The organism is Streptomyces sp. NPDC031274 (assembly GCF_055570235.1).
The window spans coordinates 38,806-45,729 of record NZ_JBVIHP010000004.1 but is presented as its reverse complement, the minus strand read 5'-3'; the positions used below and the strand labels follow the sequence as shown (position 1 = coordinate 45,729).

The 6,924-nt window shown below is 71.3% G+C and carries 5 protein-coding genes; all 5 read right to left on the bottom strand.

Annotation, left to right across the window (positions count from 1 at the left end; translation table 11 throughout):
- Window positions 1–128: 128 nt before the first annotated feature.
- On the bottom strand, window positions 129–3,191 hold the full coding sequence (locus ACZ5CR_RS08390; RefSeq protein WP_468854933.1) for an NPCBM/NEW2 domain-containing protein: 3,063 nt from the start codon (window positions 3,189–3,191) through the stop codon (window positions 129–131).
- A gap of 114 nt (window positions 3,192–3,305) precedes the next feature.
- Window positions 3,306–4,535, bottom strand: a complete 1,230-nt coding sequence (gene mshC, locus ACZ5CR_RS08385) for a cysteine--1-D-myo-inosityl 2-amino-2-deoxy-alpha-D-glucopyranoside ligase (RefSeq protein ID WP_468854931.1) — start codon at window positions 4,533–4,535, stop codon at window positions 3,306–3,308.
- Between the two features lie 177 nt (window positions 4,536–4,712).
- Complete coding sequence (locus tag ACZ5CR_RS08380) at window positions 4,713–5,555, bottom strand: SCO1664 family protein (protein ID WP_468854929.1); 843 nt, start codon at window positions 5,553–5,555, stop codon at window positions 4,713–4,715.
- Window positions 5,519–6,109, bottom strand: coding sequence for a DUF3090 domain-containing protein (locus tag ACZ5CR_RS08375; protein ID WP_453530606.1), 591 nt, complete (start codon window positions 6,107–6,109; stop codon window positions 5,519–5,521). The genes ACZ5CR_RS08380 and ACZ5CR_RS08375 overlap by 37 nt, the downstream gene beginning before the upstream one ends.
- An 81-nt stretch (window positions 6,110–6,190) precedes the next feature.
- On the bottom strand, window positions 6,191–6,877 hold the full coding sequence (locus ACZ5CR_RS08370; RefSeq protein ID WP_453530609.1) for a histidine phosphatase family protein: 687 nt from the start codon (window positions 6,875–6,877) through the stop codon (window positions 6,191–6,193).
- Between the last annotated feature and the right edge of the window lie 47 nt (window positions 6,878–6,924).

Here is a 6,924-nt window from a genome sequence, read left to right as displayed (position 1 = left end):
GTCGCAAACGGCTGCCAACCACCCCGCGGGAGAAAAAAACCGCCGCCCCCCCCCCCCCCCCCCCCCCCCCCCCCCCCGCTCTCCTGCGCGGACCGTCTGCACGCAGACCGTCCTCCGCGCGGACCGTCCTACACGCAGCTGAACTTCGCCGCCGCCCAGTCCCCGTGGTCCCCGCTCTTGGAGCCGTTGGTGTCGGTCACCTTCAGCTCCACGTGCCGCGCCCCGCTCACATCGACGTCCACCGGCACGGTCGCCGAGGCCCCCGTCACCTTCGGTGAGGTCCACAGCACCTTGCCGTCGGCCTCGACCGAGAAGGCCACCTCTCCGTAGCCGTTGATCTCGTCGTCGATGCCCACGTCAGCGGTGAACCTCGCGCACTGCCCGCCCGCGTAGACCTCGACGGCGGAGTCAGCGTGGGTGCCGATCCCCTTCTCGTACGTCTTTCCGGCGAGAGTCAGCGGGTGACCGTCCGCGGCGCCCGACTCCCCGTTGCTGCGGTCGCGTTCGGCGGGGCCGTAGCCGTTCGCCGACTTGAGCCACACCATGTCGCTCGCCCAGGTGTCGCCCTTCGGCGCCGGAGGCATGACGGCGACCGCGATCCGCTGGGTCGCGGTGCGGTCCTGGCCCGCCGAGCGGTGCCGGGCCGTCGCCGTCAGCGGCTGCTCGCCGGGCTCCGCGTCCTTGGGCGGGGTGACGGTGACCTCGACGCGGCGCGTGGTGCCCGCCGGGACGCGGTCGGCGTGCGCACTCCCCGCGGTCCAGCCCTTCGGCACGTCCAGGGTGACGTCGACTCCGGTGGCGTCCCGCGTCCCGGCCGTGACGTCGACGGCGACCTTGCCCGCCGCTCCCGCGCCGAGTTCCTGTCCGACGGGGGCGCTCAGCGCGGCGCTCGCGCCGGGCACCGCGCCACCGACCGCGCTGGTGTCGTCGAGATCGAGGTCGAACGCCCGGTCCGTACGGAGCGCCGCCGTCTTCACCTTGACGACACCGCCCCGGTCGTCCCGGTCGTAGAACCAGCCCTGCGAAGCCTGCTCGTACGCCTCCTTCGACGCGAGCCGCGGCAGCTTGTGGCCGCCGAGTTCCACGCGGCTCGGCGCGTCACCGGTGTGCAGCGTGAACGCGTACGGCCGCTCGGTCTGCTTGCCGGCGAACTTCCCCTTGCTCGCGCCGATCCGCACCCGTACGTCGCCCGCGCCGGAGCGGGGCGCCTCGACGTCGGCACGCTGGGTGGCGTACTCGCCGTCGCGGTGCTGCCGGGTCACGCCGTCGTCCTCGTACAGCTCGAAGGAGGTCTTCCCCTGCGGGTAGATGTCCCAGGCGAGCGGCGATTCGGCGGTGCGGTCCTTGTAGGACCTGATGCCGCCGGGCCACATCGGCACGGTGGCGCCGCCCTTGACGAAGAGCGGCAGGGTGTCCAGGGGCGCGCTGTAGCCGTCGACGGTCGTCGGCCCCTTGTAGGTGCGCCCGCTCCAGTAGTCGGTCCATGTCCCCTTGGGGAGGTAGATGCCGTCGCGGACGGTCGTGTCCTTGTAGACGGGCGCGACGAGGAAGTCCTCGCCCGTCAGGAACTCGTACTTGGCGGCGTCGGTGGCCGCCTTCGGGTCTTCGGGGTGTTCGAGGGCCAGCGGGCGCACGGCGCCGACGCCGGTCTTCGTCGCCTCGTGGCCGTACGAGTAGAGGTAGGGCAGCAGCGATTCGTGCAGCTTCAGGTACTTGCGGTTGATGGAGGTGTAGGGCTCTCCGTAACGGAAGGGCTGCTTATCGTCGGCCGCCCAGCCGTCCATCGTCATCGTGACCGGCAGGAACGACTTCCACTGCAGATCGCGCGCGTACGTCTTGGCGCTGCCGCCGAAGATGCCGTCCACGTCACCGGTCGTGTAGGCCATGCCGGACATGGTCGCGCCCGCGTACGTCGGGATCTGCCAGCGGATGTACTCCCAGCTGCCGCTCTGGTCACCGGACCACTGCACCCCGCAGCGCTGGGCACCCGACCAGCTCTCGGGGGCCCAGGTGAAGCCGCGGGCATCGCTGTTGTCCTCGATGCCCTTGTACGCGTCCTTGCAGCCGTCGAGCGCCTTCTTGTAGCCGTCGCCGACCCAGGCGACATCGAGCTTGGCGACGCGCTGCCCCGCCTTGACCTGGTCGGCGATCTTGTCGATGCCGTCCTCGGTCCACAGGCCGAGCTGCATGTCGCGGTCCTGCAGGCCCTCGGCGGTCTCGGCGAGGTCTTCGTAGCCGCAGCCGTAGCCGTCGTTGACGAGCATCCAGCCGTTCGGCATGTCGTGCTTCTTGTACTCGTCCGCGATCTTCAGGGAGTCCAGGGTGTGCCGTTCACCCTGGTTGGCGTTGTGGAGATAGCAGTCCGCGTCGCCGATCTCCAGGCCGTAGACGGGCGGCAGGAAGGGCTTGCCCGTGAGCTTCGTGTACTGCCCTATGACTCCCTTGACGTCCTTGTCGGCGCGTCCCGCGAAGTAGTAGGCGTCGAAGCGCTGTTCCTTGGCGGTGGCGGTCACCGGCTCCGCGAAGTCATAGGTGTTCGGCGCGTACGTGTTCCGGAAGACGCCGTAGCCCTTCGAAGACAGGTAGAAGGGAACGGAGTTGGGGTGGCCGCCGTCGTCCCAGTCGTAGTCGACGCTCACCTCGACCTTCTTGCCGCGGTGCGAGGTGTTGCCGCGCCCGTTCTGCATCCCGGCGCCGTAGTACTGCTCTTCGGCGCCGCGGGCCAGGCTCTGCGTGGTGGCGTCCTTCGTCCAGCTCAGGCCCTTGGACTCGGCCCAGACCTGGGTGCCGTCGGCGCGGTACAGGGCGAAGCGGAGCGGGGACTTGTAGGCGCGCAGCGTCACCTTCGACGTGCTCAGTTCATAGCGGTCGCCCTTGTCGGCCCACTTGGTGCGCGGCGGGGCACCCTGCGGCAGGACGATGTCCTTGCCGGTGGGGTCGGTGAAGTCGCCCTCGGGGGCGAGTTCGAGGCGGAACGTCTCCGCCGACACGAAACTGACGCGGGCCTGGGCCTTGCCCGCGGTGAGCCGGTAGACGGAGCCGTCGGCGGTGAAGTCCGTGACGTCCCCGACCGTGGTCGCGGGATCGTCGGCGGCCTGCGCGGCGCCGCCACCGGGACCGGCGAACACCGCGAGGAGACCGAGCAGGGCGGCGGCGACGGCCGCCCGTCTGAAGCGGGTGGGTGATCTCATGCCCGGTGGTCTAGCGCCTCGACAGGTGCCAGGGCCATGGACTTTGATGGGCCGCTCCTGGACTTCCGGAGCGGCCCATTCGGTGGACCGGTGACTACTGCGGTGGCCCGGTGGCTACAGAGCCACGCCGAGCAGCGCGTCGACCGCGCGCGACACGACGCCGGGGGCGCCCTCTTCCGTACCGCCTTCGGCCTCCTGGCGGGCCGCCCACGCGTCGACCGCGGCGAGCGCGGCCGGTGAGTCCAGGTCGTTGGCCAGGGCTTCGCGGATCTCCTCGACGAGGGCGTCGGCGGAGGGTCCGTCGGGACGCGAGACGGCGGCACGCCACTTGCCGAGCCGTGCCTCGGCCTCGGTCAGGACGGCGTCGGTCCACTCCCAGTCGGCGCGGTAGTGGTTCGCGAGAAGGGCGAGGCGGATGGCGGCCGGGTCGGTACCGTCCCGGCGCAGCTTCGACACGAAGACGAGGTTGCCCTTGGACTTGGACATCTTCGCGCCGTCCAGGGCGACCATGCCCGCGTGGACGTATGCCTTGGCGAACGGGTGCTCACCGGTGAGGGCCTGGGCGTGCGACGCGCCCATCTCGTGGTGCGGGAAGGCGAGGTCGGAGCCACCGCCCTGCACGTCGAAGCCCATCCCCAGGTGGTCCAGGGCGATGGCCACACACTCGATGTGCCAGCCGGGGCGGCCGCGGCCGAGCGAGGCGCCGTCCCAGCTCGGCTCGCCCTCGCGGGCGGCCATCCAGAGCATCGGGTCGAGCGGGTTCTTCTTGCCCGGGCGGTCCGGGTCGCCGCCGCGCTCGGCGGAGAGCAGCTTCATCGCGGCGACGTCGAGGCGGGACACCTCACCGAAGTGGGGGTCGGACTCGACGGAGAAGTAGACGTCACCCTCCAGGTCATAGGCGGCGCCCATGTCCCTGAGGCGTTCGACGAGCGGCACGATGCCGGGTATCGCCTCGACGGCTCCGATGTAGTCCTGCGGCGGGAGCAGTCGCAGGGCGGTCATGTCCTCGCGGAACAGGGCGGTCTCGCCCTCGGCGAGCTCGACCCAGTCCTTTCCGTCGCGGATGGCACGTTCCAGGAGCGGGTCGTCCACGTCGGTGACGTTCTGGACGTAATGAACCTGCCGCTTGGTGTCGAGCCACACGCGCTGCACGAGGTCGAACGCGTTGTAGGTCGCCGCGTGACCCATGTGGGTCGCGTCGTACGGAGTGATGCCGCAGACGTAGATACGGGCGACGGGACCGGGGTCAAGGGTCACAAGACCATCGGTCGCGGTGTCGTGGATCCGGAGGTCGCGGCCCTTGCCAGGCAGGACGGGGACCTCAGAAGCGGGCCAGGCATGCATGCCTTGAGCGTAACCGGACGGAGCGTCCGTATACGAGCGGGGATCAAGGTTTATCCGGGCGGGGGCGCCTCGGGCCAGGAATCACACCGCCGGTTCGCGGCGGATTCCTCCCCGCCCATCCACCCGTTCGCCCGGCATCGGGACGGCCGGATCCCCCGCGCCGAGGCCGCGAAGCACCTACACCGGCGGCCACGGAATCGCAGGCCACTCCCCGCCGGGCACGGGATGCTTCCCGTTCGCCAGCAGCGCAGCGACCCGCGCGCGCACCGCGTCCACCTCGGCCCCGGTGATCAGCTCCCCCAGCCGGAGGCCGAGCGGCGCGTCGCCCGCGAGCCCGTCCCGCAGGGACTCCAGAACCCCGACCGCCTCGGAGGTCAGCGGCTCCCCCGCCCACCCCCACAACAGCGTCCGCAGCTTGTCCTCGGCGTTGAACGTGACCCCGTGGTCGATCCCGTACAGGCGGTCGGCGTCGGCCAGCAGGTGCCCGCCCTTGCGGTCCGCGTTGTTGATCACGGCGTCCAGCACGGCGAGCCGCCGAAGCCGCTCGTCGTCCGCGTGCACCAGCAGCGCGGTCCGCCCCTCGCCCACGTCCGCGAAGCCGATCGCCTTCCAGCCGTCGGACGGCTCATCGCCCTCGACCAGGGCGAGGAGCTCCGCGTCCGCCGAGCCCTCGATCCACAGCTGGCACATGCCCTCGCCGTGCGGCCCGTCCCGCAGCACGGTCGGCGGGACGAGGCCCCACCCCGTCGCCTCGGAGACCTCGTACGCGGCCACCTCACGCTGCGCGAGCGTCCCGTCGGGGAAATCCCACAGGGGGCGCTCCCCGGCGACCGGCTTGTAGACACAGGCGGCCTCACGGCCCTCGTACGAGACGGAGCAGTAGAGCACCGCGTTCGAGGCCTCGGGGATCCGCCCCCGGACGGTCAGCTCACCCCGGGTGAGCAGGTCCACGACACCGGCTGACGCGTCCACGCCGACGGAGCTCACGCGCCCCGCCGGTATCCGTTCTGCCGCGGGCATACATGTCCTTCCGGGTCGAGCGGGAGGCTGCACAGCGGGCACGGCGGCCGCCCCGCGTTCACGACGTCGAGGGCGCGCCTCGCGAACGCGCGCGCCTGCGCCCCGGTGAGCCGGACGCGCAGCATCGGCGGCCCGTTCTCGTCGTCCTGCAGAAGCCTTTCCTCGGCCTCCGCCAGATCCTCGTCGGACTCGGCGTCCAGCTCGACCAGAGCCTGCGCCTCGACGATCATCCGCTCCTCGTCGCCGTCCCAGGCGAGCGCCATCGTGCCGACGCGGAACTCCTCCTCGACGGGTGAGTCGAGCGGCGCGCTGTCACTGACCTCGGTGGGTGCGACGGCGGGCACGGGGGCATTGCCGCCGCTGCGGCGCACGACCTCGTCGAGCAGTTCTTCCATGCGTTCGGCGAGCGCGGCCACCTGGGTCTTCTCCAGGGCCACACTGGTCACCCGGACTCCGGCGGAGGCCTGGAGGAAGAAGGTACGCCGGCCGGGGAGCCCGACCGTTCCGGCCACGAAGCGTTCCGGCGGGTCGTAGAGGAACACCTGACGCGACACGTCCTGTCTCCATTGGGATCGACTGCGGTTGATCATTTGCGCCTGTTCGGCGCGACGACTGCACCCTACTGCGGGCGACGATCACGGTGCTCCCGCATCGCCACCCACCGCCGCGTCGCTGCCGGGCGGCTCCACGCGGGGCGCGAGCGACCCGAAGTCGCCGGTGTCCCCGAGGCGTACGAGGAAGGGCCGCAGGCGCGTGAAGCGGATCGCGGTGACGGAGCAGGGCTCCACGGAGATGCGCTGGAAGAGATCCAGGTGCAGTCCGATGGCGTCCGCGACGAGGGACTTGATGATGTCGCCGTGCGAGCACATCAGGTACACGGCGTCCGCGCCGTGCTCGCGCTCCACGCGCGCGTTCCACTCGCGTACCGCCTCGGCCGCCCGCGTCTGCATGGCCCGCATGGACTCGCCGCCCGGGAAGGCGGCCGCCGACGGATGCTGCTGTACGACCTCCATCAGCGGTTCGTCGGACAGCTCGGCCAGCTTGCGGCCCGACCAGTCTCCGTAGTCGCACTCCCCGATGCGGTCCTCGGTGTGCGCCGTGAGGCCCGGACGGGCGGCGAGCAGCGGCGCGACGGTCTCCTGGCAGCGCTGGAGCGGGCTCGTGACGACTTCGGCGAGCGGCAGGTCCGCGAGGCGTCCGGGGAGCGCCGCGGCCTGTGCGGCGCCGCGCTCGTCCAGGGCCACGCCGGGGGTCCACCCGGCGAGGAGACCCGCGGTGTTGGCGGTGGATCGTCCGTGCCGGACGAGGATCAGCGTGGGCATGCGGGCCAGCCTAAGCCGCCGACGAGGTGCGCCTCGCGCCGAGGTTC